Annotated in this window: 23 protein-coding genes, 1 tRNA gene and 2 pseudogenes; 21 read left to right on the top strand and 5 right to left on the bottom strand. The window is 35.8% G+C overall.

Translation table 11 applies throughout. From position 1 onward, the window contains the following. Positions 1-32: 32 nt before the first annotated feature. Positions 33-974, bottom strand: coding sequence for a ribose-phosphate pyrophosphokinase (locus tag IWX83_RS02605; RefSeq protein WP_091255999.1), 942 nt, complete (start codon positions 972-974; stop codon positions 33-35). Between the two features lie 292 nt (positions 975-1,266). Between IWX83_RS02605 and IWX83_RS02600 the strand changes: the two genes are divergently transcribed. Beyond that, a tRNA-Leu gene (locus tag IWX83_RS02600) sits at positions 1,267-1,346 on the top strand. 104 nt (positions 1,347-1,450) lie between these two features. Here the strand turns inward: IWX83_RS02600 and rhuM are convergent. From rhuM to IWX83_RS02590, 3 genes and pseudogenes are all read right to left on the bottom strand, one after another. After that, positions 1,451-2,205 (bottom strand): annotated as a pseudogene (gene rhuM / locus IWX83_RS02595) (RhuM family protein). 65 nt (positions 2,206-2,270) lie between these two features. Beyond that, positions 2,271-2,462 carry a death-on-curing protein gene (locus IWX83_RS17130; RefSeq protein ID WP_231379773.1) on the bottom strand — a complete coding sequence of 64 codons (192 nt, stop codon included), beginning with the start codon at positions 2,460-2,462 and terminating at the stop codon, positions 2,271-2,273. A gap of 197 nt (positions 2,463-2,659) precedes the next feature. Further along, positions 2,660-3,657, bottom strand: a pseudogene (locus IWX83_RS02590) (GntR family transcriptional regulator). 103 nt (positions 3,658-3,760) lie between these two features. On the opposite strand from IWX83_RS02590, the gene IWX83_RS02585 reads away from it, so the two are divergent. From IWX83_RS02585 to IWX83_RS02555, 7 genes are all read left to right on the top strand, one after another. Further along, positions 3,761-4,813 (top strand): aldose epimerase family protein, encoded by a 1,053-nt coding sequence (locus IWX83_RS02585; RefSeq protein ID WP_196827435.1) that lies wholly within the window; start codon positions 3,761-3,763, stop codon positions 4,811-4,813. Between the two features lies 1 nt (position 4,814). Then, positions 4,815-5,915, top strand: coding sequence for a glycosyl hydrolase 53 family protein (locus IWX83_RS02580; protein WP_196827433.1), 1,101 nt, complete (start codon positions 4,815-4,817; stop codon positions 5,913-5,915). 7 nt (positions 5,916-5,922) lie between these two features. Then, positions 5,923-6,972 (top strand): glycosyl hydrolase 53 family protein, encoded by a 1,050-nt coding sequence (locus IWX83_RS02575; protein ID WP_231379771.1) that lies wholly within the window; start codon positions 5,923-5,925, stop codon positions 6,970-6,972. Between the two features lie 186 nt (positions 6,973-7,158). Continuing rightward, the gene (locus IWX83_RS02570; RefSeq protein WP_196827431.1) at positions 7,159-9,585 is read left to right on the top strand and encodes a DUF4982 domain-containing protein; all 2,427 of its coding nucleotides are present in this window, start codon (positions 7,159-7,161) and stop codon (positions 9,583-9,585) included. A 54-nt stretch (positions 9,586-9,639) separates the two neighbouring features. Beyond that, on the top strand, positions 9,640-10,809 hold the full coding sequence (gene galK, locus IWX83_RS02565; RefSeq protein WP_196827429.1) for a galactokinase: 1,170 nt from the start codon (positions 9,640-9,642) through the stop codon (positions 10,807-10,809). After that, positions 10,810-11,862, top strand: coding sequence for a UDP-glucose--hexose-1-phosphate uridylyltransferase (locus IWX83_RS02560; RefSeq protein ID WP_196827427.1), 1,053 nt, complete (start codon positions 10,810-10,812; stop codon positions 11,860-11,862). It abuts the gene before it with no gap. Between the two features lie 164 nt (positions 11,863-12,026). After that, positions 12,027-13,691 (top strand): sodium/sugar symporter, encoded by a 1,665-nt coding sequence (locus IWX83_RS02555; RefSeq protein ID WP_132065252.1) that lies wholly within the window; start codon positions 12,027-12,029, stop codon positions 13,689-13,691. A 265-nt stretch (positions 13,692-13,956) separates the two neighbouring features. Here IWX83_RS02555 and IWX83_RS02550 read toward each other — a convergent pair whose 3' ends face one another. Continuing rightward, entirely contained in the window at positions 13,957-14,301 is a 345-nt protein-coding gene (locus IWX83_RS02550; RefSeq protein WP_196827425.1) for a toxin-antitoxin system YwqK family antitoxin, read from the bottom strand. Positions 14,302-14,528: 227 nt separating this feature from the next. Here IWX83_RS02550 and aspS point away from each other — a divergent pair, with 227 nt between their 5' ends. From aspS to nuoK, 13 genes are all read left to right on the top strand, one after another. Next, positions 14,529-16,274, top strand: coding sequence for an aspartate--tRNA ligase (aspS, locus tag IWX83_RS02545; RefSeq protein ID WP_196827424.1), 1,746 nt, complete (start codon positions 14,529-14,531; stop codon positions 16,272-16,274). 132 nt (positions 16,275-16,406) lie between these two features. Continuing rightward, the gene (locus IWX83_RS02540) at positions 16,407-16,601 is read left to right on the top strand and encodes a cold-shock protein (RefSeq protein WP_007137066.1); all 195 of its coding nucleotides are present in this window, start codon (positions 16,407-16,409) and stop codon (positions 16,599-16,601) included. A 289-nt stretch (positions 16,602-16,890) separates the two neighbouring features. Continuing rightward, positions 16,891-17,256 (top strand): NADH-quinone oxidoreductase subunit A, encoded by a 366-nt coding sequence (locus IWX83_RS02535; protein ID WP_066079373.1) that lies wholly within the window; start codon positions 16,891-16,893, stop codon positions 17,254-17,256. 86 nt (positions 17,257-17,342) lie between these two features. Then, positions 17,343-17,891 carry an NADH-quinone oxidoreductase subunit B gene (locus IWX83_RS02530; RefSeq protein WP_066079375.1) on the top strand — a complete coding sequence of 183 codons (549 nt, stop codon included), beginning with the start codon at positions 17,343-17,345 and terminating at the stop codon, positions 17,889-17,891. 3 nt (positions 17,892-17,894) lie between these two features. Beyond that, positions 17,895-18,416, top strand: a complete 522-nt coding sequence (locus IWX83_RS02525) for an NADH-quinone oxidoreductase subunit C (protein ID WP_196827422.1) — start codon at positions 17,895-17,897, stop codon at positions 18,414-18,416. Positions 18,417-18,451: 35 nt separating this feature from the next. Beyond that, positions 18,452-19,690 (top strand): NADH-quinone oxidoreductase subunit D, encoded by a 1,239-nt coding sequence (locus IWX83_RS02520; protein ID WP_073352276.1) that lies wholly within the window; start codon positions 18,452-18,454, stop codon positions 19,688-19,690. A 50-nt stretch (positions 19,691-19,740) separates the two neighbouring features. After that, positions 19,741-20,271: an NAD(P)H-dependent oxidoreductase subunit E gene (locus IWX83_RS02515; protein WP_196827420.1), complete on the top strand. Its 531-nt coding sequence runs from the start codon at positions 19,741-19,743 to the stop codon at positions 20,269-20,271. A 1-nt stretch (position 20,272) separates the two neighbouring features. Then, on the top strand, positions 20,273-21,640 hold the full coding sequence (gene nuoF, locus IWX83_RS02510; protein ID WP_073352272.1) for an NADH-quinone oxidoreductase subunit NuoF: 1,368 nt from the start codon (positions 20,273-20,275) through the stop codon (positions 21,638-21,640). A gap of 67 nt (positions 21,641-21,707) precedes the next feature. Next, on the top strand, positions 21,708-22,757 hold the full coding sequence (locus tag IWX83_RS02505) for a 2Fe-2S iron-sulfur cluster-binding protein (RefSeq protein ID WP_073352270.1): 1,050 nt from the start codon (positions 21,708-21,710) through the stop codon (positions 22,755-22,757). Beyond that, positions 22,750-23,802: an NADH-quinone oxidoreductase subunit NuoH gene (gene nuoH, locus IWX83_RS02500; RefSeq protein ID WP_073352268.1), complete on the top strand. Its 1,053-nt coding sequence runs from the start codon at positions 22,750-22,752 to the stop codon at positions 23,800-23,802. Before IWX83_RS02505 ends, nuoH begins: the two co-directional genes overlap by 8 nt. Before the next feature lie 150 nt (positions 23,803-23,952). Further along, entirely contained in the window at positions 23,953-24,498 is a 546-nt protein-coding gene (locus tag IWX83_RS02495) for an NADH-quinone oxidoreductase subunit I (RefSeq protein ID WP_073352267.1), read from the top strand. Then, positions 24,498-25,010: an NADH-quinone oxidoreductase subunit J gene (locus IWX83_RS02490; RefSeq protein ID WP_073352265.1), complete on the top strand. Its 513-nt coding sequence runs from the start codon at positions 24,498-24,500 to the stop codon at positions 25,008-25,010. The genes IWX83_RS02495 and IWX83_RS02490 overlap by 1 nt, the downstream gene beginning before the upstream one ends. A gap of 1 nt (position 25,011) precedes the next feature. Then, entirely contained in the window at positions 25,012-25,332 is a 321-nt protein-coding gene (nuoK, locus tag IWX83_RS02485; protein ID WP_066079401.1) for an NADH-quinone oxidoreductase subunit NuoK, read from the top strand. Position 25,333 lies beyond the last annotated feature (1 nt).

Here is a 25,333-nt window from a genome sequence, read left to right as displayed (position 1 = left end):
TATAGTTATTAAATAATATTACTTGTTTAGGGTTACATTATAAACTTTCCACTAATGGAATTGTTATGATGTACCATGTGCATAACTTCAGCAAAAAGTGGCGCACAACTCAACACTCTTATTTTGTTTGATTCTTTCTTTAACGGAATAGAATCGGTAACGATTAATTCTAATAATTTAGAATTTTCTATTTTTTCGTAAGCATCGCCAGATAAAATCGCGTGGGTACAAATCGCTCTTACGCTCAATGCTCCTTTTTCGATCATTAAATCTGCGGCTTTCGCCAAAGTGCCTCCGGTATCAATCATGTCATCTACTAAGATTACATTTCTACCTTTTACCTCACCAATTAATTCCATGGTATCGATAATGTTGGCCTCTTTTCTTTGTTTGTAACAAATTACCACATCCGATTCTAAAAATTTAGAATACGCATACGCTCTTTTTGAACCTCCCATATCTGGAGAAGCAATAGTCAAATTGTCTAAACCTAAACTTTTCACGTAAGGTAAAAAGATGGTTGATGCAAAAAGATGGTCTACCGGTTTTTCAAAGAATCCTTGAATTTGATCGGCGTGCAAATCCATGGTCATTACTCTTGTTGCGCCTGCTGCATCTAATAAATTAGCTACTAGTTTAGCTCCTATCGGAACTCTCGGCTTGTCTTTTCTATCTTGTCTTGCCCAACCGAAGTATGGGATTACTGCCGTAATGTGTCTTGCCGAAGCACGTTTTGCAGCATCAATCATTAGTAACATTTCCATTAAATTATCTGCTGTTGGAAAAGTAGAGCAAACAATAAATACGCGCAATCCTCTTATAGACTCTTCATACGAAGGTTGAAACTCACCGTCACTGTACTTTGACATGGTAATTTTCCCTAAAGGGATTCCGTATTCCTTTGCTATTTTCTCAGCAAGATAGACACTTTGTGAACAAGCAAAAATTTTAGCTTCTGGTTCTAGGTGTAACATTTAGTTTGTTGTTTTTTATTCCGATTTGCTACAAACAGGCTTGCTTTGTGATTTTGCATCTGCTCTCTGTTTGTATTTGCCTCGGGTGTAGTTAGTTGTGTGTTGTGTTTTTAACGAGGTGCAAATTTATAAAATTTATTCAACTCTGAAAGGAAAAAATTAAGTATTTTTAGTTGAACATTTAATATTATTTTTTACATTTGCACCGTGTTAAAGGAATTGATGGTTGATTTAAACACAATCACATCTTTTATTGCGTTGAAATAACTGTTGTTATTTCATGTCTAGCTAAGCCCGGATGGCGGAATTGGTAGACGCGCTGGTCTCAAACACCTGTGGGAAACCGTGCCGGTTCGACTCCGGCTCCGGGTACTTAAAAACCTCTTAATCGTTTGATTAAGAGGTTTTTTGCTTTTTAAGGGTGGCTAAAAGGTTGCTGAATTTTATTGTTTCTCAAAATTTTACAAACTCACTCTTTAATTCTTTTTATCCAAACCTTTAATCTGCTTATCAAAATCAGAGTTTATTTTTTGTGTTTTATTAAAATTATCGTATTCGTTGGATGCTTTATTTATCGCTTGTTGGTGCGAAATTGTTCCCAAACCTTCTAAAACTTTATATTCGTTAAAACTTAGGAACTTGTTCACGCTTTCTGCTAAGGCTGCCATTGTAAAGGTGTTTCTACGTTCAATAAGATTTTCGATATAATCAAAATACCCAGAAACGGTACGTTCCAATTGTTAATTTCTTTTTCTTCGAGATAGTTTTTGGCTATTCCAGTGTCCAATTTTAAAATTCTTCCGTTTGGGGAATTTTTGAAAGTTGTCAATCCCATTTGTGGTTTTGAACTATCCGCTTTTATATAAATGATTTCAGCAGCTGTTTTCCCTGTAATAGCAAAATGGAATTTGTTTTGAATGGTAGCGTAAAAGTTTTTGGTTACTTCTGCTTTTGGAGTGTAATCTATGCTACATTCTGCAAATATATCAGTGATTTGTTGGTATATTCTACGTTCACTTGTTCGAATACAACGAACTCTATCCAGTAGTTCTTTAAAATAATCTTTGTCAAAAGCAGTAGTCCCTTGCTTTAAACGTTCGTCATCCATGGCAAAACCTTTGATGATGTACTCTTTAAGGGTGTTTGTTGCCCAAATACGAAACTGGGTTGCTTTGCTGGAGTTTACACGGTATCCAACTGAAATAATTGCATCTAAATTGTAGTATTCAATATTGCGTTTTACTTCTCTATCACCTTCTGTTTGAACTTGTGCAAATTTTGCACTTGTTGCCTCTTTTAGTAATTCATTCTCTTAAAAAATGTTTTCAAGTGTTTGGTCACGACTGTCCTATCAACATCAAATAAATCAGCTATTTTCTGTTGTGTTAGCCAAATGGTTTCTCCTTGAATAAATGCCTCTATTTTAATACTGCCATTTGGTGCAGTATATAAGATAAAGTTATTATTATTTAGTATTAATTCACTCACGAAAGTACATTTTAGATTTTAGTTCTATTGTTCAATCTTGGAATTCTCTAATTTGAAAAAGTTAGGTAAAAATAGGGTATTATTGCTACACATTCATTACTCTATGTAGTTTTGAAAATAAAGTAATTTGGATTATATATTTCTTCAGCTCCGGGTACAAAAACCGCTTCGAAAGAAGCGGTTTTTTTGGTTTTATATCACAATGAACTCCTAATAATCAAAGCGCTTTTATTCTCAATTTGTTCTTTTTTGCCTTTTAAAATCATTTCTGCCAATACCTTTCCCATTACCTCAAAATTGGTTGAAATTGTTGTGATTCCGTTTTCAACTACTTTTTTTAGTGGTGTTTCATTGTATGAGATAATGCCGTAATCACTGCCTAATTGTAGTTTTTGAATTTTTGCTTTTTCAATAACGCGTACTAAATCTCTATCACTCGGAATGATGTAAACTTCCCCTTTCTTGATTTCCCTGTTTTTAAATTTGGTAATAATATCACAACCAAAATCATAGTCTTTGCAAAAATTTTGAAAGCCAATTTTCATTCCTAGCGGTTCGCGGAATCCTGGGAATATCATAATCAGTTTTTCATATTTGTTCAGCTTGGATTTTCCTTTCAATAATCCGTCATAGATATCTTTTACGAAATTCTGATATACGGCCGGATACGATATAAGTTCGGGATTGGTTTGATCTAATATGTATACTTCGTTAACTGGTAGGGTTTTTATAGCTGATGCTGCCTCGGCTAAATTGGTTGGCATAATAATGTATTTAGTGTAATTGCCGTTACTGTCATTAATAAGTTTTTGGAAAACGGGAGCGTTAAAATGATGAAAGAAAATGTCTACTTGAACATTATTTCCAATGTTTTCCAGAAAAGAATTATACAAGTCTTCCTTGAAAATATTCAGTTCGTCAAAAAGTAAAAATATCCTTTGTTTTATGGTGATTTCAACGCTTTTTACATAATATCCTTTACCGGGAATAGCATAAATTATTCCTCTTTTTTTAATTCTTCGTAGGCTTGCAAAACCGTATCACGGGACAAGGAGAATTCAAGGCAAACTTTGTTTACGGAGGGTAATTTGTCTCCTTTTTGTAGGTTTTCGTCTTCTATTGCCTTCTCGACGGAACTAATTATTTGTCGGTATTTAGGAACTCCAAGGTTGTTCTGAATCGAAATTATTTTCATACAGCAGTGAATTTCTTGGCAATATACAAAAAACTGGTAGGTACTGGTATGTTAATAATAGCAATTAATTTACTTTTGGTTTTTCACATTTCATAATTAAATCATGAAAATAAAACACATATCACATTTTAAATTCAATTATGCAATGGAATCATTTGGTTTCATGCCAGATGGGGAAGAGGTTTCTATTTGTAAACTTGCAAATAAAAATGGTATTCAAATGAAAGTGATGGGTTTTGGCGCTACACTTACTTCCTTGAAAGTTCCATTGAAAAATGGAGATTTTGTAGATGTAGTTTTAGGTTTTGACACTTTGGATGCCTATGTGCAGTCCTTTAATTTAGAAAGCGCGCCTTATCTGGGCGCAACCGTAGGACGATTTGCCGGAAGAATAAATGAAGGTGAATTCAAACTGAACGGAAAAACAATTTCCCTTAATAAAAACAACAACGGGAATTCATTGCATGGCGGCACCATTGGCTTTAGCCAAAAAAATTGGAAATTAAAAAAATACAGGGAAGGCAAAAATCCTTCCGTAACTTTTACGTGTGGAAGTGCAGATGGTGAGGAGCATTTTCCCGGTGAACTATCGGTTGATTTGACTTATATGCTCTCAGACGACAATGAATTAATCATAGAATACATTGCCAGCACAACAGAAGATACTATTATAAACTTAACGCACCATAGTTATTTCAATCTTGATGGACATCAATCTAACGTTGTAAATCAGGAAATGCGTGTAAATTCTCAACGAATATTAGAAACCACAGCTTCGGGAATTCCAACAGGACGGTTTCTCAATGTTGCTAATTGTCCTTATGATTTTACCGCGGCGAGAACCTGTCCGTCAAAAATTGACACTACTTTTATTTTAAATAAGGAAAAAGAATACGCAGCATCTCTTTTTAATAGTGACAAAACTTTGAAAATGTCTGTTTATACGAATCAGCCCGCAGTTCACATCTATGTTGGCGGAAATTGCTTTAATACAATAAAGGGGAAAGAAAATGCTAGTTATCATCCCACAAGCGGCATTTGTTTTGAGACCCAAAATTTCCCTGATGCGCCCAATCACGAACATTTTCCATCTTCTGTTTTGAGAAAAGGAGAGTTGTATTATCATAAAACCATTTATAAATTTCAATCTTTTTAAGATGAAAAAAAACATTCTAATTTCAGTGTTTTTAACCCTTTTTGTATTTCTTATTTCCTGTTCTACTAGTAATGAAACAGGTGAAACTCCAGTAGTGGAGCCGCCGGTTGCCTTAGATTCTTTTATTAGAGCTGCTGATCTTTCTTTTTTACCGGAAATAGAAACATCAGGTGCGGTTTTATACAACAGCAACAACCAAGCAGAAGATATGATTACAACTCTGAAAAATGCTGGTTGTAACACGGTGCGCATTCGTCTTTGGAAAAATCCAGCAAATGGACGTTCTGGTATGGCCGAAGTTAAGGCGCTTTCGCAACGCGTCAAACAAGCTGGACTGAAAGTCTGGTTAACAGTACGTTTCTCGGAAACTTGGGCTGATCCTGCGGTTCAAACTACGCCAGCGGAATGGAAAAATTTATCGTTTACTGATTTAAAATCGGCTGTGGCCAATTACACGTCGACAATTCTCACGGAAATTGATCCAGATATTATCCAGATTGGGAACGAAATTAATAGCGGATTCCTTTGGCCGCAAGGAAATTTAATCAATCAAGAAGTACAAAGTATTTCTTTATTGGCAACTGCCAGCGCAACTATTCGCGCCAAAGCACCAAACACTAAAATCATGATTCATTATGCAGGTGTGAAAGCTTCGGATACGAATTGGTTTTTCAACAAAATTAAAAGTGTAGATTACGATTACATTGGGCTGTCGTATTATCCTATTTGGCACGGAAAAGATTTAGAAGTTATAAAAACTACGATTAATACATTAGGAAAAACATACAGTAAAAAAGTGATTATTGCTGAAACCGCTTATCCTTTTACTTTAGGCTATAATGACTGGACGAATAATATAGTGGGTTTAGATTCGCAACTCGTTTCGGGTTACCCAGCGACTCCTGATGGACAAAAAAACTTTGTATTGGCAATAAAAACACTCGTTAAAGAGTCAGAGTACGGTTTGGGATTTGCGTATTGGGGTGGAGAATGGATTTCTTTCAAAGGGAATCAAGCCGCAAATGGTTCCACTTTTGAAAACCAGGCATTTTATGATTTTAATAATAAAGCATTACCTGTTTTACAGGCGTTTAATAAATAATTTAAAAATGAAAAACATACCGATGCATTTCCGATTCGTTGTCACTTCTGTACTGGTTTCAATACTTTTTTCTTGCAGTGCATCAAAAAATGTGCAATTAACAGCTAAGAACTCTTTTTCAAAAGGAGCTGATGTAGGATGGTTGCCGCAAATGGAAGCCACAGGATATAAATTTTATGATACCGATGGCACCGAAAAAGATTGTTTGCAGTTACTGAAAGATAGAGGAATGAATACTATTCGTCTAAGAGTTTGGGTCAATCCAAATGATGATAAAGCGAGTGGACATTGCAGCAAGGAAGAAACGGTTGTCATGGCTTTGCGTGCGCAAAAAATGGGAATGCGCATTATGATCGATTTTCATTATAGCGATTCATGGGCAGATCCTGCTAAACAATTCAAACCAAAAGCCTGGGAAAATCATACTTTCCCGGAGTTAATGACGGATGTGTACGACCATACTTTTGACGTTTTGACTGCTTTAAAAGCAGTTGGAGTTACTCCAGAATGGGTTCAAGTAGGAAATGAAATTCCAGGAGGTATGCTTTGGCCAGAAGGGAGTACGAAAAATTGGAACCAATTGGCACAATTACTTAACAAAGGGTATGAAGCAACAAAAGCTATTGATGCTAAAATCAAAGTAATTGTACACGTTGATGAGGGGAACAATAACGAAAAATTCCGCTGGTTTTTTGATAATGCTACTGCAAATAATGTAAAGTACGATGTAATTGGATTATCGTATTATCCTTTTTGGATTAAAAAAGATTACACAAAAACCATTGCAGATTTAGCCTATAATCTTAATGATATGGTTGCTAGATACAATAAGGAAGTGATGATTGTAGAGGTTGGCGGCATTGATGAAGAAGTGCAAAACACTAAAGAACTGCTCGCTGCAACCATGAAAGCCGTGAGAGCAGTTCCTAATAACAAAGGTTTAGGCGTTTTGTATTGGGAACCGCAAGGAGCCAAATCTTGGAGCGGTTATTCCTTGAGCGCTTGGCAAAAAGACGGAAAACCTTCGCCAGCTTTAGATGCATTTAAAGAATGGTAAACAGATAAGTCATTTAAGTGTTTAAAATCAAATGACTTACGTCAAAGGTATAAAAGAGAGTATAGACTGATATTATTCTTTGCAAAGCCATCAGAGAGTACGTGAATTCACTGTGATTTTCACTTTAATTATTCAAATTAAATGACTTATATGTTTCAAAAAAATAAATTCTAATTTATTATAAAAATGAAGAAATTGATATGTTTTCTGTTTGCAATTTTAGCATTTACACCAGTAGCTTTCTCTCAATCAAGAGATGTAAAAGTGCTTAACGCCAATTGGAAATTTCAAAAAGGTGATTTTGAAGGGGCATCTAAAGTAAATTTCAATGATTCGAAATGGGAATCCGTAACCGTTCCGCATGATTGGGCAATTTACGGACCTTTTGATAAAAATGTAGATATACAGAAGGTTGCCATTGTTCAAAACGGAGAAACAATAGCTACCGAAAAAACAGGACGAACAGGTGCGCTACCACATATAGGCACAGCGTGGTACCGCAATACATTCACCTTACCTAAAGATTCAAAAGGGAAAAAAATAATTTTGCTTTTTGAAGGTGCGATGAGCGAGCCTCAAATTTATTTAAAAGGAAAAAAAGTGGGAGAATGGGCGTATGGTTATAGTTATTTCTATTTTGATGTTTCCCAATTTGCTCATGAAGGAGCCAATACTTTGTCCGTAAAACTAACCAATAAAGAATTTGCGTCCCGTTGGTATCCTGGTGCAGGTTTGTATCGAAATGTAAGTGTTATTATAAAAAACAACGAAAGCATCGATCAATGGGGACAGTTTATAACGACACCTTTTATTAGTGAGGAAGTTGCAAAAGTAAATATAAAGACAAAAGCATCGGGTGAAAACACGCGTTTAGTCACGACTGTTTTTGATTCTGAAGGACGTAAACTAACTTCAGAAGAGTCGACGCAACAATTCGGAAATGAATTTGACCAAAATTTAAAAGTAGCAAACCCAAAATTGTGGAGCCCTGAAACTCCTTATTTGTATAAAGCAGTTTCGCAATTGTATGTTGGAACAGAACTAAAAGATGAAATTACAACACGTTTTGGAATTCGGGAAATAAAATATGAGGCCAATAAAGGCTTCAGTCTTAATGGAAAGATAACCAAATTTAAAGGCGTGTGTCTGCACCACGATTTGGGTCCGCTTGGCGTTGCGGTAAATAAAGCGGCATTGCGCAGGCAAATGATGATATTAAAAGACATGGGTTGTAATGCGATTCGGAGTTCGCATAACATGCCTTCTTTCGAGCAATTGGAACTGGCGGATGAAATGGGTTTTCTATTTTTAGCGGAGAGTTTTGATGAATGGGCAAAGCCAAAAGTTGAAAATGGATACCATCGTTTTTTTGAAGAATACGCCGAAAAAGACATCGTTAATTTAGTACAAGCCACAAGAAATCATCCTTCTATTGTGATGTGGAGTTCCGGTAACGAAGTGCCTGATCAATGGGGTGAAGAAGGAGTGAAACGTGCTAAATGGCTGCAAGAGCTATTCCATAGAGAAGACCCAACACGTCCCGTAACGGTGGGAATGGATCAAGTAAAAGTAACTATTGAATCTGGTTTTGGTGCTTTGCTTGATATTCCGGGACTGAATTACCGCGTACATTTATACGATGAAGCCTATAAAAAATTTCCGCAAGGGTTTATTTTGGGTTCGGAAACAGCTTCAACGGTGAGCTCTAGAGGGATTTATAAATTCCCTGTGGTTCAAGAAAAAAACAAGCAATATCCAGATTTTCAATCTTCTTCGTATGATTTGGAAGCCTGTAGCTGGTCGAATGTACCTGATGAAGATTTTGTGCTTCAAGATGATAAACCTTGGGTCATTGGCGAGTTTGTTTGGACTGGTTTTGATTATTTAGGAGAACCGACACCCTATGATGAAAGCTGGCCGTCTCGAAGTTCTTATTTTGGAATTAACGATTTAGCGGGTTTACCTAAAGACCGTTATTATTTATACAGAAGCCGTTGGAATACCAAAGAATCAACGCTACACATCTTACCACATTGGAACTGGGAAGGCCGTGAAGGAGAAACAACTCCCGTTTTTGTTTACACGAGCTACAGCAGCGCTGAACTTTTTATTAATGGAAAAAGCATGGGCGTGCAGACAAAAAATAGGAACACGCCACAAAATCGCTATCGTTTGATGTGGATGGATGTAAAATATGAGCCGGGAACGGTAAAAGTTGTGGCTTATGATGACAATGGTAAAGCTGTTGCTGAAGAAGAAGTCAAAACCGCAGGAAAACCGTACCAAATTGTTTTAGAAGCAGATCGAAAAACCATTAGTGCCAACGGAGAAGATATTTCTTTTGTAACCGTATCTGTAGTGGATAAAAATGGAATTCTTTGTCCAACAGCAACCAACCAATTGAAATTTAAGGTTTCAGGAGCGGGTACTTACAGAGCTGCCTGCAATGGCGATGCCACTTCGCTTGAAATGTTTCATAAAGACACCATGAAATTGTTTAGTGGTAAATTGGTAGTGCTCGTAAAATCGACTTTAACTGCAGGCGATATAAAACTTGAAGTAAATGGTTCTGGCCTTAAGAGCGGTAAATTAAACTTGAACGCGACAAAATAGTTAAAACAACAATAACAGCGAGTTCCTAAAAAAGGAATGGATAATTTTTAAATCATGAATGACATTTTAATACACAAAACAACTGATTTTTTTCAGCAGACTTTTGGCTCAGAACCATCAAAAATAGTTCTTTCTCCAGGTAGAATCAATATTATTGGAGAACATATTGATTATAATGACGGCTATGTTTTGCCGGCAGCTATCGATAAAATCATTTGTTTTGCTTTCGAAAAAAACAATTCGGATACAGCTAAAATTGTGGCTATCGATTTAAATGATGAGTTCCAAGTTGATTTAAACGAGGATCAAAAGCAGTCGGAAAGTGTTTGGACAAATTACTTGCGTGGTGTTCTGAATCAGCTGAAAATGAACGGTTATTCCGTAGAGGGTTTCAATTGTGTTTTCAGTAGTAACATTCCAGTGGGATCTGGTTTGTCTTCTTCAGCGGCTTTAGAATGTGGCTTTTTATTTGGTTTAAATGAACTCTTCGATTTGAAAATTAAACCCATAGATATTGCGCTTATGGGACAAAAAGCGGAACATTGGGTAGGAATCAATTGCGGAATTATGGACCAGTTTTCCAGTGTGATGGGTTTAGAAAATAAAGTCATAAAAATTGATTGCAAGACACTAGAATTCGAATATCATGATGCTAATTTTAATGATTATTCCTTAGTTTTATTTGATAGTAATGTCAAGCATTCCTTATTTAGCTCGGCTTACAACACCAGAAGAGAAGAATGTGAAGAAGGAATTTCGATAATTAGTGCTAATTTCCCAGAAATTAGTAGTTTTAGAGATTGCAACGAAGAGCAAGTTTTGAGTCTGAAAGATAAAATGACGGCGAATGTTTTCAAAAGGAGCCTTTTTGTGGTGAAAGAAATTAATCGCGTGAAACTGGCTTGTGATGCTTTGGATGCTGGAAACATTGAGCTTTTAGGAAAATTAATGTTCGAAACGCACGAAGGTTTATCAGTGGATTATGAAGTAAGTTGTGCCGAATTAGATTTTTTAGTAAATACGGTTAAAAAAGATACATCAGTGATAGGTTCGCGATTAATGGGCGGCGGTTTTGGCGGCTGTACTATTAATTTGATCAAAAAAGGACAAGAAGAAGCCTTGAAAAACAAACTATCAAAGTTGTATCAGGACGAATTTGGAATAGAATTAAAAATTTATGATGTCAAAATTGGAAACGGAACATCACTTTATATTGCGAAATAAATGAAAAATTTTGACATCAACGAAGATCCGCACAGACGTTATAATCCGTTAATCAACGAATGGGTTTTGGTTTCTCCACACCGCTCCAAACGACCTTGGCAAGGCCAAAATGAAACAGTAACTTCGGATGCATTGCCGGAATATGACCCGACTTGTTATTTGTGTCCGGGAAATGTTCGAGCGAATGGAATGGTAAATCCAGATTATGAAAACTCATTTGTATTTGAAAATGATTTTGCCGCTTTAAAGCAAGAAGAAATAGCTTTTGAAGAAAATAGTAGTGAAATTTTTTTTAGAGCAAAACCAGAAAGAGGAATTTCTAGAGTGGTTTGCTTTTCGCCAAAACACAATTTGACCTTACCAGAAATGCCAGTCGAAGCGATTGAAAATATCATTCATACCTGGCAAAAAGAATACACGGACTTAGGTAATGTGGATTACATCAACCATGTTCAGATTTTTGAAAACAAAGGAAGTGTGATGGGTTGCAGTAATCCGCATCCGCACGGACAAATTTGGGCGCAATCCTCTTTGCCAACTGAAGTCGAAAAAACGCAAAATAATCTGAAAAGGTATTTTGATACACACAACAAAACACTTTTAGAAGATTATGTAAAAGAAGAGTTGAAACTGGACGAACGCATTGTTATTGAGAACGAACATTTTGTGGCATTAGTTCCTTTTTGGGCCATTTGGCCGTATGAAACGATCATTGTCAGCAAGCGAAATGTGAGTAAAATAACTGATTTCACGGAAACGGAAGTGACTGATTTTGCTGTCATTTTAAAACAGCTAACTACTAAATACGACAACCTTTTCGAAACGTCTTTTCCGTATTCATCCGGAATTCATCAGTCGCCAACAGACGGTAAATTGCATCCAGAATGGCATTTTCACATGCATTTTTATCCGCCATTGTTGCGCTCGGCAACCGTAAAGAAATTTATGGTAGGTTATGAAATGATGGGTGAATCACAAAGAGATATTACACCAGAGAAAAGTGCTGCAGTTTTAAGAGGGCTGTCGGATGTTCATTATAAAAATAGAGTTTAAAAAAAGTTTCACTTGGGTAATGTTTCTGAACCATGGTGTTTCCGCTGGAAAAGCTTTTGCAATTGTTCAAAAAAGTAATTGTTAGTGGTTGGGATGAAAACAAAGCTTTAGGAGCGAATCTTAATAATTAATTTGAAATACTTCATTAACATTAATACAATAGTATGACAACAGAATTTGGGTTTATCGATTATTTAGTTTTTACTGCCTATGCAGTACTTATTTTAGGCGTTGGATTATGGGTCTCTCGCGAAAAAGACGGTCATCAAAAAAATGCTGAGGATTATTTCCTGGCCAGTAAATCATTGCCTTGGTGGGCCATTGGGTCTTCATTAATTGCGGCTAATATTTCTGCAGAGCAATTTATCGGTATGTCAGGTTCTGGTTTTGCATTAGGATTAGCGATTGCGTCTTACGAGTGGATGGCGGCTTTCACGCTAATCATTGTAGGGAAATATTTCCTACCCATTTTTATCGAAAAAGGGATTTATACTATTCCTGAATTTGTAGAAAAACGATTTTCAACAAATCTTAAAACAATTTTGGCGGTTTTTTGGATTGCTTTATATGTTTTTGTCAATCTTACTACGGTTTTGTATCTAGGAGGTTTAGCCATAGAGGCCATATTGGGTATTGACATGATGTATGCAGTTGTAGGATTAGCACTTTTTGCTGCGGCATATTCTTTATATGGTGGTCTTTCTGCTGTGGCTTGGACAGATGTTATTCAAGTTATATTCTTGGTATTAGGTGGTTTGGTTACAACGTACATCGCATTAAACACGGTTTCTGATGGTGCTGGAGTATGGGAGGGAATGAAAACGGTTTATTATGCTGCTCCAGATCGTTTTGTAATGATTTTAGATAAATCTAATCCAGAATACATGAACCTACCAGGTATTGGTGTTTTGGTTGGTGGTCTTTGGGTCGCTAATATTTATTATTGGGGATTCAATCAGTATATTATTCAAAGAACATTAGCGGCTAAGTCTTTAGGTGAAGCCCAAAAAGGGATATTACTGGCTGCATTTTTAAAAATGCTTATTCCTTTCATTGTTGTCATTCCAGGAATTGCAGCGTATGTAATGGTAAATGACCCTGCGATAATGGCTCGATTGGGAGCGGCAGCGGCAGACAATATGCCTGGTTTTGGTACTGCCGACAAAGCATACCCGTGGTTGTTGCATTTCTTACCGGCAGGTTTCAAAGGTTTGGCGTTTGCTGCATTGGCGGCTGCTATTGTATCTTCTTTAGCATCGATGTTAAACTCGACTTCGACCATTTTTACGATGGATATTTACAAACAGTATATTGATAAAAATGCAAACGATAGAAAGACAGTAAATGTAGGTCGTATTTCTGGAGGAATTGCACTATTAATAGCGGTAATTATGGCGCCACTTTTAGGTGGAATTGATCAAGCGTTTCAATTTATTCAAGAATATACTGGTGTGGTAAGTCCTGGTATTTTAGCCGTGTTCGTGTTAGGATTGTTTTGGAAAAAAACAACTAATAAAGCAGCTATTTGGGGTGCATTAGTTTCTATCCCAATTGCGATGTTCTTTAAAGTGGGACCAAAATCATGGGCAGCAGGAAGTAATTTTGAATCTGTTTTTCCAACATTGCCATGGATGGACCAAATGGGGTATACTGCTATTTTAACGATGTTGTTAATTGTTGCCATTAGTTTAATTCAAAATAAAGGAAATAACGATGCTAAAGGAATTCCATTAACGAAAGAATTGTTTAAAACAAGTCCTCTTTATACTATCTGTTCATTTGCATTAATGATTGTATTGGTGGTGGTTTATGCAGTTTTCTGGAAATAAATCTTCTAAAGTTTAATATGGGAAAAGTGAAATTAAATTCGTTTAGTTTCACTTTTTTTATAAAATAATGTAGCCATTTGTTGTTTAGTTGATACCACGAAGCTACTGCAAAACTTGAATGTTTTAATAATAGGTTTGTTTTGAGTTACAAATAGTGTTTTTTTTTGAACGAAATAATCTTTTAAAGTATAGCTTGGCCAAAAAATATAAGGCACAAAAAAAGCCTTCGAATAAAGAAAGCTTTAGTGGTATTTAAATTTATTTTTTAGTTGTTAACCAACGCATCTTGTTTCCACGTTTTAACTGAAGCGATTCTGCTATTAGAATAATCTACTTCACTTAGGTTATTTCCATTCCAGAAAAACCATTTTCCAGTTTTTTCTCCGTTTTTATAAGTGGCAACAGATTGTTTATTACCATTCGTATCGTATGAAGTCCAAACTCCTTCCAGTTTCCCGTTTTTAAAGAAACCTTCTTGTTGTACTTTTCCGTTTTCAAAGTAGTACGTTGTTTTAACTAATTCACCTACAGCTTCTAGTTTTGGATTGTTTTCTTGAGCGAATGCTATTCCTGAGAAAAGTAATGCGGTTAATATTATATATTTTTTCATGTCGTTTGGATTTTTAAATTCATATTAGCTTAACAAATGTATAAAACATTTTACAATAAAAAAACTTTTACTTAACAATTTAGTAACATTAGAGTGAAATTTAACATTCGAAATAAAATGGGCTTTGAAACCAATCACTAAAATTTGTGAATTCGCAATTCATTATTCATAATTAGTCCTAAATTTGCAGCGGTGTCCAAAGGGCAAAATAATCAAAAATTTAGAACATGTATAGAAGTCATAACTGTGGCGAATTGAATGCCTCACATATTAATACAGAAGTTACACTTGCGGGATGGGTTCAAAAATCCCGAGATAAGGGATTTATGAATTGGGTTGATTTACGCGACCGTTATGGAGTTACGCAGTTAATTTTTGACGAAGGTCGTTCGGAAAAATCTGTTTTTGAGTTGGCTAAAACATTAGGTCGTGAATTTGTAATCCAAGTTAAAGGTACTGTTATTGAGCGGGAAGCCAAAAACAAAAACATGACCACGGGTGATATTGAAATTTTAGTTACGGAGTTGACTATTCTAAATGCATCATTGACGCCTCCTTTTACAATAGAGGATGAAACGGATGGTGGCGAAGATATCCGAATGAAGTATCGTTACCTTGACATTCGAAGAAATCCGGTAAAAAACAGTTTGATGTTTCGTCATAAAGTAGCCATGGAAGTGCGTAAATATCTTTCTGATTTAGATTTCTGTGAAGTTGAAACGCCTTATTTAATTAAATCTACTCCAGAAGGAGCTAGAGATTTTGTGGTGCCTTCCAGAATGAATGAAGGTCAGTTTTATGCATTACCACAATCGCCTCAAACGTTCAAGCAATTATTGATGGTGGGTGGAATGGATAAGTATTTCCAAATCGTGAAATGTTTCCGTGATGAAGATTTACGTGCAGACAGACAACCGGAATTTACACAAATCGATTGTGAAATGGCTTTTGTGGAGCAAGAAGATATTTTGAATGTTTTTGAAGGATTGACAAGACATTTACTAAAAGAAATTAAAGGCATCGAAGTAGAAAAATTCCCAAGAATTACCTACGAATATGCGATGAAAACATACGGAAATGACAAACCGGATATCCGTTTCGGAATGGAATTTGGGGAATTAAATCAAGTAACACAACACAAAGAATTCCCTGTTTTTAATGCTGCTGAATTTGTGGTTGGTATTGCAGTTCCGGGAGTTGGAAACTATACTCGTAAGGAAATAGATGGATTAATTGACTGGGTAAAACGTCCTCAAGTAGGCGCATCCGGAATGGTTTATGTAAAATGCAATGAAGACGGAACCTATAAATCATCCGTTGATAAATTCTACGATCAAGATGATTTAGCGCAATGGGCAAAAATTACCGGAGCAAAACCTGGAGATATGATTTTTGTACTTTCTGGTCCTACGGATAAAACAAGAACACAGTTGAGTGCATTGCGAATGGAATTAGCAACTCGCTTAGGCTTAAGAAATCCAGCGGAATTTGCTCCGCTTTGGGTAGTTGATTTTCCATTATTAGAGTTTGATGAAGAAAGTGGTCGTTACCATGCCATGCATCACCCGTTTACTTCCCCAAAACCGGAAGACATGCACTTATTAGAAACAAATCCAGGGAAAGTTCGTGCCAATGCGTATGATATGGTTTTAAATGGAAATGAAATCGGTGGTGGATCAATTCGTATTCACGATAAAGCAACACAACAATTAATGTTCAAATATTTAGGTTTCACCGAAGAAGATGCGAAAGCACAATTCGGATTTTTAATGGATGCGTTCCAATTTGGTGCGCCGCCTCATGGAGGTTTGGCTTTTGGACTGGACAGGTTAGTCGCAATTTTAGGTGGGCAGGAAACCATTCGTGATTTTATTGCTTTTCCAAAAAATAATTCTGGAAGAGATGTTATGATTGATGCTCCATCTAAAATAGATGAATCGCAGCTGAAAGAGCTTCACATTAAATTAGTTTAATTGTTGTTCATCGGTAAAATTTGTTAGAAAACGTTGAATATCAATATTTTTACAAAATAAAAACATAAGATAGTATTTCGTATTATATTAAATATTACATTTGCCTCATTATAAATTATTATTACAATTACAATGCGTACAGGTACAGTTAAATTTTTCAATGAATCTAAAGGTTACGGATTCATTACAGACGAAGAAACAGGAAAAGACATTTTTGTTCATGCATCAGGAATCAACGCGGAAGAATTACGCGAAGGTGATAGAGTAAGCTATGAAGAAGAAGAAGGAAGAAAAGGAAAAGTTGCTGCGAAAGTAGCAGTTATCTAAGCAAAAAATTTATTTTTTGTCTAAGAATGTGTAAAACGTTTCGATTAAATTCGGAACGTTTTTTTTGTTTTATATCCATCCTAAATGGGCATAAGAATGCGATGTATTAGTGTTGTTAAATCCTCTAAACGTTAAACACATCTTAATAGAACCGTCGTTTCTTATTTATAATAAATAAAAATTGTAAATTTACATCGATGTAGTGGCGATGTATTTCTTTGTTTTAATTGTTATTTAATAATTTGAAAGTTATCTTTGTCGCTTATTCTTATTCATAAATAACTGCCATATGCAATCCGATCAATTAAATTATATTCCTATTTTAATGCAGTTTATTTTAGCTGTAGGATTTGTTGTAGGAACGATAATAGTTTCAGGGAAATTAGGTCCTAAACGTTCTTCTGAAAACAAAGATAAAAACTTCGAGTGCGGTATTGAGTCCGTTGGAAACGCTAGAATACCCTTTTCAGTAAAATATTTTCTTGTTGCGATTTTATTTGTTTTGTTTGATGTTGAGGTTATTTTTCTCTATCCATGGGCAATAAATTTCAAGGAGTTGGGAATGGAAGGAATGGTGAAAATGGTGATCTTTATGCTTTTGCTTTTGGTGGGTTTTTTCTACATCATCAAAAAGAAAGCGTTGGAGTGGGAGTAAAATTTATTTTAAATGTTGAATTATAAATTATAAAAAGTTTTGTTTTTAATTGATAATTCAGAATTTTTAATTCTAAATAACAAAAAATGAGTGATTCAAATATAAATATGGTTGCCCCTCCAGAGGGTGTTGTTGGTGAAGGTTTCTTCGCTACAAAACTTAATGACGTAGTGGGAATGGCTCGTGCAAATTCATTGTGGCCTTTGCCTTTCGCCACTTCTTGTTGCGGAATTGAATTTATGGCAACGATGGCTTCGCATTACGATTTAGCACGATTTGGTTCGGAGCGCGTTAGTTTTTCGCCTCGTCAAGCGGATATGTTAATGGTAATGGGAACGATTTCAAAAAAAATGGCGCCTATTTTACGTCAGGTTTATGAGCAAATGTCGGAACCTCGTTGGGTAATTGCTGTTGGAGCTTGTGCTTCATCTGGTGGAATCTTTGACACGTATTCGGTTTTGCAAGGGATTGATAAAGTGATTCCGGTTGATGTTTATGTCCCAGGTTGTCCACCAAGACCGGAACAAATTGTAGATGGCGTTATGAAATTGCAAGAGTTGGTGAGAACAGAATCGGTAAGAAGAAGAAGTTCTCCTGAATACCAAGAATTATTAGCTTCTTATAACATCAAATAAATAATGGCTTTAGAAACGATACAAATTCAAGAAAAATTAGTTGAATCATTTGATTCAGCTGTTTTTGAATTCAAGCAAGAAAGAGATCTGTTTTCATTTGAAGTCGCTGCGGATAAAATAACTGCAGTGATTCTTTTTTTGAAAAATGATCCAACATTACGTTTTCATTTTTTAACAGATTTATGTGGGATTCATTATCCTGACAATGATGAAGAGCATCAATTTGCAGTGGTATATCATTTACATAATTGGTATGAAAACAAAAGAATCAAGATCAAAACCTATATAAACGGTGAAAATCCAGAAATAAAATCAATATCAAATATTTTCTTATGCTCCAATTGGATGGAAAGAGAAACGTATGATTTTTATGGAATAAACTTCATAGGACATCCTCAGTTGAAAAGAATTTTAAATATGGATGAAATGATTTCTTTTCCAATGCGAAAAGAATTCCCGATGGAAGATAGCGGAAGAACAGATAAAGATGATCGTTTCTTTGGAAGAACAACCGACAATTATTAAAAACACACACTATTATAATTTTTCACATTAAATAAATGTCAGAACTATTATTACCACCAGAGCATCGCTATGCTAAAAGAATTAAAGAACAACTAAATGAAGACGGAAGCGAGCTTTCTATCTTGAATTTAGGACCAACACACCCAGCTACACATGGTATTTTTCAGAATATCTTGCTGATGGATGGAGAAAGAATTCTGGAAGCGGAACCAACCATTGGTTACATTCACAGAGCTTTCGAAAAAATTGCAGAAAACCGTCCTTTTTACCAAATCACGCCACTTACGGACAGAATGAATTATTGTTCATCACCTATAAACAACATGGGTTGGTGGATGACATTAGAAAAATTGTTGGATATTGAAGTTCCTAAAAGAGCGCAATATTTAAGAGTTATAGTAATGGAATTGGCAAGAATCACGGATCATATCATCTGTAATTCTATCCTTGGTGTGGATACTGGAGCCTATACTGGATTTTTATATGTATTCCAATTTAGAGAAAAAGTATACGAGATCTACGAAGAAATTTGTGGAGCACGTTTGACTACTAATATGGGTCGAATTGGTGGTTTCGAAAGAGATTGGTCACCAAAGGCATTTGAATTACTAAACACGTTTTTAGAAGAATTTCCAGCTGCTTGGAAGGAATTTGAAAACTTATTTGAAAGAAATAGAATATTTATTGATAGAACAGTAAATGTTGGACCAATATCCGCTGAACAAGCCATGGCTTATGGTTTTACTGGTCCAAATTTACGTGCTGCAGGAGTTGATTATGATGTTCGAGTATCGCAGCCCTACTCTTCTTACGAAGACTTTGACTTTATTATTCCTGTAGGGAAATCAGGTGATACCTACGACCGTTTTTGTGTTCGTAATGCTGAAGTATGGGAAAGTTTAAGTATCATTCGTCAAGCACTAGCAAAGATGCCAGAAGGAAATGACTTTCACGCTGATGTTCCGGATTATTACCTTCCTCCAAAAGAAGATGTTTACACAAGTATGGAATCGTTGATTTATCATTTCAAAATTGTAATGGGAGAGGTTCCTGTTCCAGTGGCCGAAGTTTATCATCCTGTAGAAGGTGGAAATGGAGAATTAGGTTTTTATCTAGTTACTGACGGAAGTCGAACACCTTATAGATTGCACTTTCGTAGACCTTGTTTTATTTACTACCAAGCGTATCCAGAAATGATTAAAGGAGCTTTGCTCTCAGATGCGATTGTTATTTTGTCGAGTTTAAATGTTATTGCAGGCGAGCTAGACGCTTAACGAATTAAGATTGCTGATTAACGATTTTAGATTTCAGATTTAAAAGAAAAATGGAAAGAACACATTACAAACAAGAAATAAACATAACTGAAGCATTGATGTCTCGCATCAATGAGTTAATCAGCCATTATCCTGAAGACAAAAGAAAATCGGCTCTATTGCCGGTTTTGCATGAAGTTCAAGATGCGCACGAGAATTGGTTGAGTATTGAATTGATGGATAAAGTAGCCGAAATTATTCAAATAAAACCTATTGAGGTTTATGAAGTAGTTTCATTTTATACCATGTACAATCAAAGGCCAATTGGGAAATACATGTTTGAATTTTGCCAAACTTCTCCATGTTGTCTGAATGGTGTAGAAGATCTTATGGATTATACCTGTGAAAAGCTAGGTGTAAAAGTAGGCGAGCCTACTCCAGATGGTCTTTTTGAGGTAAGAGGTGTAGAATGTTTAGGAGCTTGTGGCTATGCGCCAATGATGCAACTAGGTGATTTTTACAAAGAACATTTGACAAAGGAAAAAGTAGATCAGCTAATTGAAGATTGCAAAAATGATACAATAATACTACACGATATATAATATGTCACAAAAAATATTATTAGACAAAGTAACTATTCCAGGAATTAAAACCTACGAAGTATACCGTGCAAACGGAGGATATGCATCTGTAGAAAAAGCCCTGAAAACATTAACACCGGATGAAGTAGTAGAGGAAGTGAAAACTTCTGGATTACGTGGCCGTGGTGGAGCTGGATTCCCAGCTGGAATGAAATGGAGTTTTATTGATAAAAAATCAGGAAAACCGAGACATTTAGTTTGCAATGCGGATGAGTCAGAGCCAGGAACTTTCAAGGATCGTTATTTGATGGAATTTATTCCTCATTTATTGATTGAAGGAATGATTACTTCTAGTTATGCATTGGGAGCAAACCTATCTTATATCTACATTCGTGGAGAGTACATGTGGGTTTATAAAATATTAGAGAGAGCCATAAACGAAGCAAAAGCTGCTGGGTTTTTGGGGAAAAACATACTAGGTTCAGGCTACGATTTAGAACTTTATGTTCATTGTGGTGCTGGAGCTTACATTTGTGGAGAAGAAACCGCGCTGATTGAATCTTTGGAAGGGAAAAGAGGAAATCCTCGTATTAAGCCACCCTTTCCTGCTATTTCAGGACTTTGGTCAAATCCAACGGTTGTAAATAACGTAGAGACTATTGCCGCAGTGCCTTGGATTGTAAATAATTCAGGTGCAGAATATGCTAAAATTGGTATTGGTCGTTCTACAGGAACTAAGTTAATTTCAGCTTCAGGACACATTAAAAATCCTGGTGTTTACGAAATTGAATTGGGTTTAAGTGTCTATGAATTCATGAATTCTGATGAATATTTAGGTGGAATGAGTTCTGACAGACCATTGAAAGCATTTGTGCCAGGAGGAAGTTCTGTTCCTGTTTTACCCGCTCATTTAATTTATAAAACAGCTAACGGTGAGGATCGTTTGATGTCATACGAATCCTTGAGTGACGGTGGATTTGCAACAGGATCGATGTTAGGATCAGGTGGATTTATTGTTTACAATGATACATCTTGTATTGTTCGTAATACTTGGAATTTCTCTCGCTTTTATCACCATGAAAGCTGTGGACAATGTTCCCCTTGTCGTGAAGGTACTGGGTGGATGGAAAAAGTATTGCACCGAATAGAAAATGGTCACGGTCGTGAAGAAGATATCGATTTGCTGTTGAGTATTCAAAGTAAAATTGAGGGAAATACGATTTGTCCATTGGGAGATGCAGCAGCTTGGCCAGTGGCAGCAGCGATTCGCCACTTTAGAGAGGAATTTGAATACCACATTCGTTTCCCAGAAAAAATAAAAAATAGAGATCATTTTGTTGCTGAACCTTTTGAAAAAGTAAAGTATTTAGTAGCGAAGGAATTGATTTAAGATTGCTGATTAACGATTTTTGATTTCAGAAATAAGATACTCCGTAGGAGTTAAATAGAGTTAAATAATGAAAGTAACAATAGACGGACATTCAATAGAAGTTGAACCAGGAACAACCATCCTGCAGGCAGCACGTATGATAGGTGGAGAAGTAGTTCCGCCAGCGATGTGCTATTATTCTAAACTAAAAGGAAGCGGTGGAAAATGCCGTTGTTGTTTAGTGGAAGTTGCTAAAGGAAGTGAAGCGGATCCAAGACCAATGCCAAAATTAATGGCATCTTGTGTAACCGGTTGCATGGACGGAATGGAAGTGAATAGTAAATCCTCGCCTCGAGTGCAAGAAGCAAGGAAATCAGTAACTGAATTTTTGTTGATCAATCACCCCTTAGATTGTCCCGTTTGTGATCAAGCAGGAGAATGTGATTTGCAAAACTTAAGCTTTGAGCACGGGAAATCAGAAACTCGTTTTATTGAGGAAAAGAGAACTTTTGAACCAGAGAATATAGGTCCAAATATTCAGTTGCACATGAATCGTTGTATTCTTTGCTACCGTTGTGTAATGGTAGCAGATCAATTGACGGATGATCGTGTTCATGGAGTTATGGATAGAGGAGATCATTCGAATATATCGACTTGTATTTCAAAAGCGGTTGATAATGAGTTCTCAGGAAATATGATAGATGTTTGTCCAGTAGGCGCATTGACTGATAAAACGTTTCGATTTAAATCTAGAGTTTGGTTCAGTAAGCCGTATAACGCACACAGGGATTGCCCTACTTGTTCTGGAAAAACTACCGTTTGGATGTTTGGTGACGAAATTCAACGTGTTACTGGAAGAAAAGACGAATACCATGAAGTAGATGAGTTTATTTGTAATGGTTGTCGTTTTGATCACAAAGAAGTGAAAGACTGGATTATTGAAGGGCCAAGAGCTTTTGAAAAAGACTCGGTTATCAATCAAAACAAATACAACAGAAAGTTAGAAAAAGTTGAAATAGCTACTGAATCGCATATCCTTATTGGTAGAGAAGAAGATCGTAAAAAAATCAGTATGGCTGAATTTCCATTGACCGAAGAAGATATTATAAATCAAAAAAGTTTGGGCAATAATGGATAGTACTATTATCATAGAAAAAGGTGTCATTATTGTAGCGGTTTTTGCTTTAACAATGTTGATGGCAATGTATTCCACTTGGGCAGAACGTAAGGTGGCCGCTTGGCTTCAAGATCGTGTTGGACCTAACAGAGCTGGTCCTTTTGGATTGTTTCAACCGCTAGCTGATGGTTTAAAATTATTCTCGAAAGAGGAATTTGAACCGAATACACCAAATCGTTTTTTGTTTTTTGTAGGTCCTGCCATTGCAATGAGTACGGCTTTGATGACAAGTGCTGTGATTCCCTGGGGAGACAGATTGCACTTGTTTGGAAGAGATATTTTATTACAAGCCACCGATTTGAATATAGGTTTATTATATTTTATTGGAGTTGTATCCGTGGGAGTTTATGGAATTATGATTGGGGGTTGGGCTTCAAATAATAAATTCTCTTTGATTGGAGCTGTTCGTGCTGCTTCGCAAATGGTTTCTTATGAAGTGGCCATGGGACTTTCCTTGATTGCCTTATTGATGATGACCGGAACATTGAGTTTAAGAGAAATTTCGGCGCAACAAGCTGGGATGGATTGGAATGTTTTTTACCAACCATTATCTTTTATTATCTTTTTAATTTGTGCTTTCGCAGAAGCCAATAGAACTCCTTTTGATTTAGCGGAATGTGAAACAGAATTAATTGGAGGATACCACACAGAATATTCGTCGATGAAAATGGGATTCTATTTATTTGCTGAATATGCCAATATGTTTATCTCCTCTACTATTTTAGCAGTTTTATTCTTTGGAGGGTATAATTATCCGGGAATGAGTTGGGTAGTTGAAAATTGGGGTGTAAATATTGCCAATATAATGGGATTTGGTGCTTTGTTTATCAAATTGTGTGGGTTTATATTTTTCTTTATGTGGGTTCGATGGACTATTCCAAGATTTAGATACGATCAATTGATGCATTTGGGTTGGAGGATACTAATTCCGTTATCGATTGTAAATATTATGATTACTGGAATTGTAATGTTAAGAGCGGATATTGCGGCCTATTTTGGTTTTTAACAATCCAAATGGAGAGCAAGAAATAGCAAGATAAAATAGAATTGAGACAGAAAAAGCCCTAGCCCTGATAGTAGTGAAAATCCTTTTAATCGCCGCAGCGATTAAAAGATTGAAACGGATAGCAGGAAACAGCTACAAATAAAATAAAAAATGAGTATAGAAAGTATATCCTTATCGGGAAGAAAAAAGCTAGTCTCTAACAAGGAGATGACTTTTTGGGAAAGAATGTATCTTGTTGCGATTGTCAAAGGATTAATAATTACAATTCAGCATTTGTTTACTAGAAAAGTAACGATTCAATATCCAGAGCAGGTACGTGAAATGAGTCCGGTTTATCGCGGTCAACACATGTTGAAACGTGATGAAGAAGGTCGGGAAAATTGCACGGCTTGTGGTTTGTGTGCTTTGTCTTGTCCAGCGGAAGCAATTACGATGAAGGCGGAAGAACGCAAAGCCGATGAAAAACATTTGTACAGAGAAGAAAAATATGCTTCTATTTATGAAATTAATATGTTGCGTTGTATTTTTTGCGGCTTGTGTGAGGAGGCTTGTCCTAAAGATGCAATTTATTTGACTACCTCCAAAGTATTAGTTCCTTCGAGTTACGAAAGAGAAGATTTTATTTTTGGAAAAGATAAATTAGTGATGCCTTTAGATATCGCAATGAAAAATGCTCAACTTAAAAACGCTAATTAATGTCTACGATACTTATAATTTTTTGCGTACTATCCGCGGTAACTTTGGCAACCGCTTTTTTGACAATCTTCAGTAGAAATCCAATTCATAGTGCTATTTATTTAGTGATTTGTTTCTTTTCGATAGCAGGTCATTATCTTTTATTAAACTCCCAGTTTTTAGCGATTGTTCATATTATTGTGTATTCTGGAGCGATTATGATTTTATTCCTGTTTACCATTATGTTGATGAATTTGAATGAAGAAAAAGAAGTGCACCGACCTAGGATTACGCGCTTAGGAGCAATTGTTTCTTTTTGCTTAATTTGTTTAATATTGATCGCTATTTTCATCAACTCAAAACCTATTGTTGGTGAATATGTAACTACTGGCGAAGATTATCAGTCTATAAAAGTATTGGGTAAAGTACTATTGAATGAATATATGGTTCCATTTGAATTTGCTTCTATTTTACTTTTAGTGGCTATGATTGGAACGGTATTATTGTCTAAAAAAGAAAAATTGCAAAAATAAGATGAACAATATTTTAAACCACATTGGTATTGAAAATTATATATTCCTAAGCGTAATACTTTTTTGTATTGGTGTTTTCGGAGTATTGTACAGACGAAATGCCATAATCGTATTTATGTCGATAGAAATAATGCTGAATGCCGTGAATCTTTTGTTCGTTGCATTTTCGACTTATCATCAAGATGCGCAAGGACAAGTTTTTGTGTTTTTCTCGATGGCAGTTGCTGCGGCAGAAGTTGCCGTAGGATTGGCAATTTTAGTTTCTATTTTTAGAAACTTAGGCTCTATTACTATCGATAATTTGAAAAACTTAAAAGGATAAA

The organism is Flavobacterium sp. CG_9.1 (genome assembly GCF_015751645.1).
Taxonomy (GTDB): Bacteria; Bacteroidota; Bacteroidia; order Flavobacteriales; family Flavobacteriaceae; genus Flavobacterium; species Flavobacterium xanthum.
The sequence above is the reverse complement of the archived record's forward strand: the minus strand, read 5'-3'. Positions and strand labels throughout refer to the sequence as shown.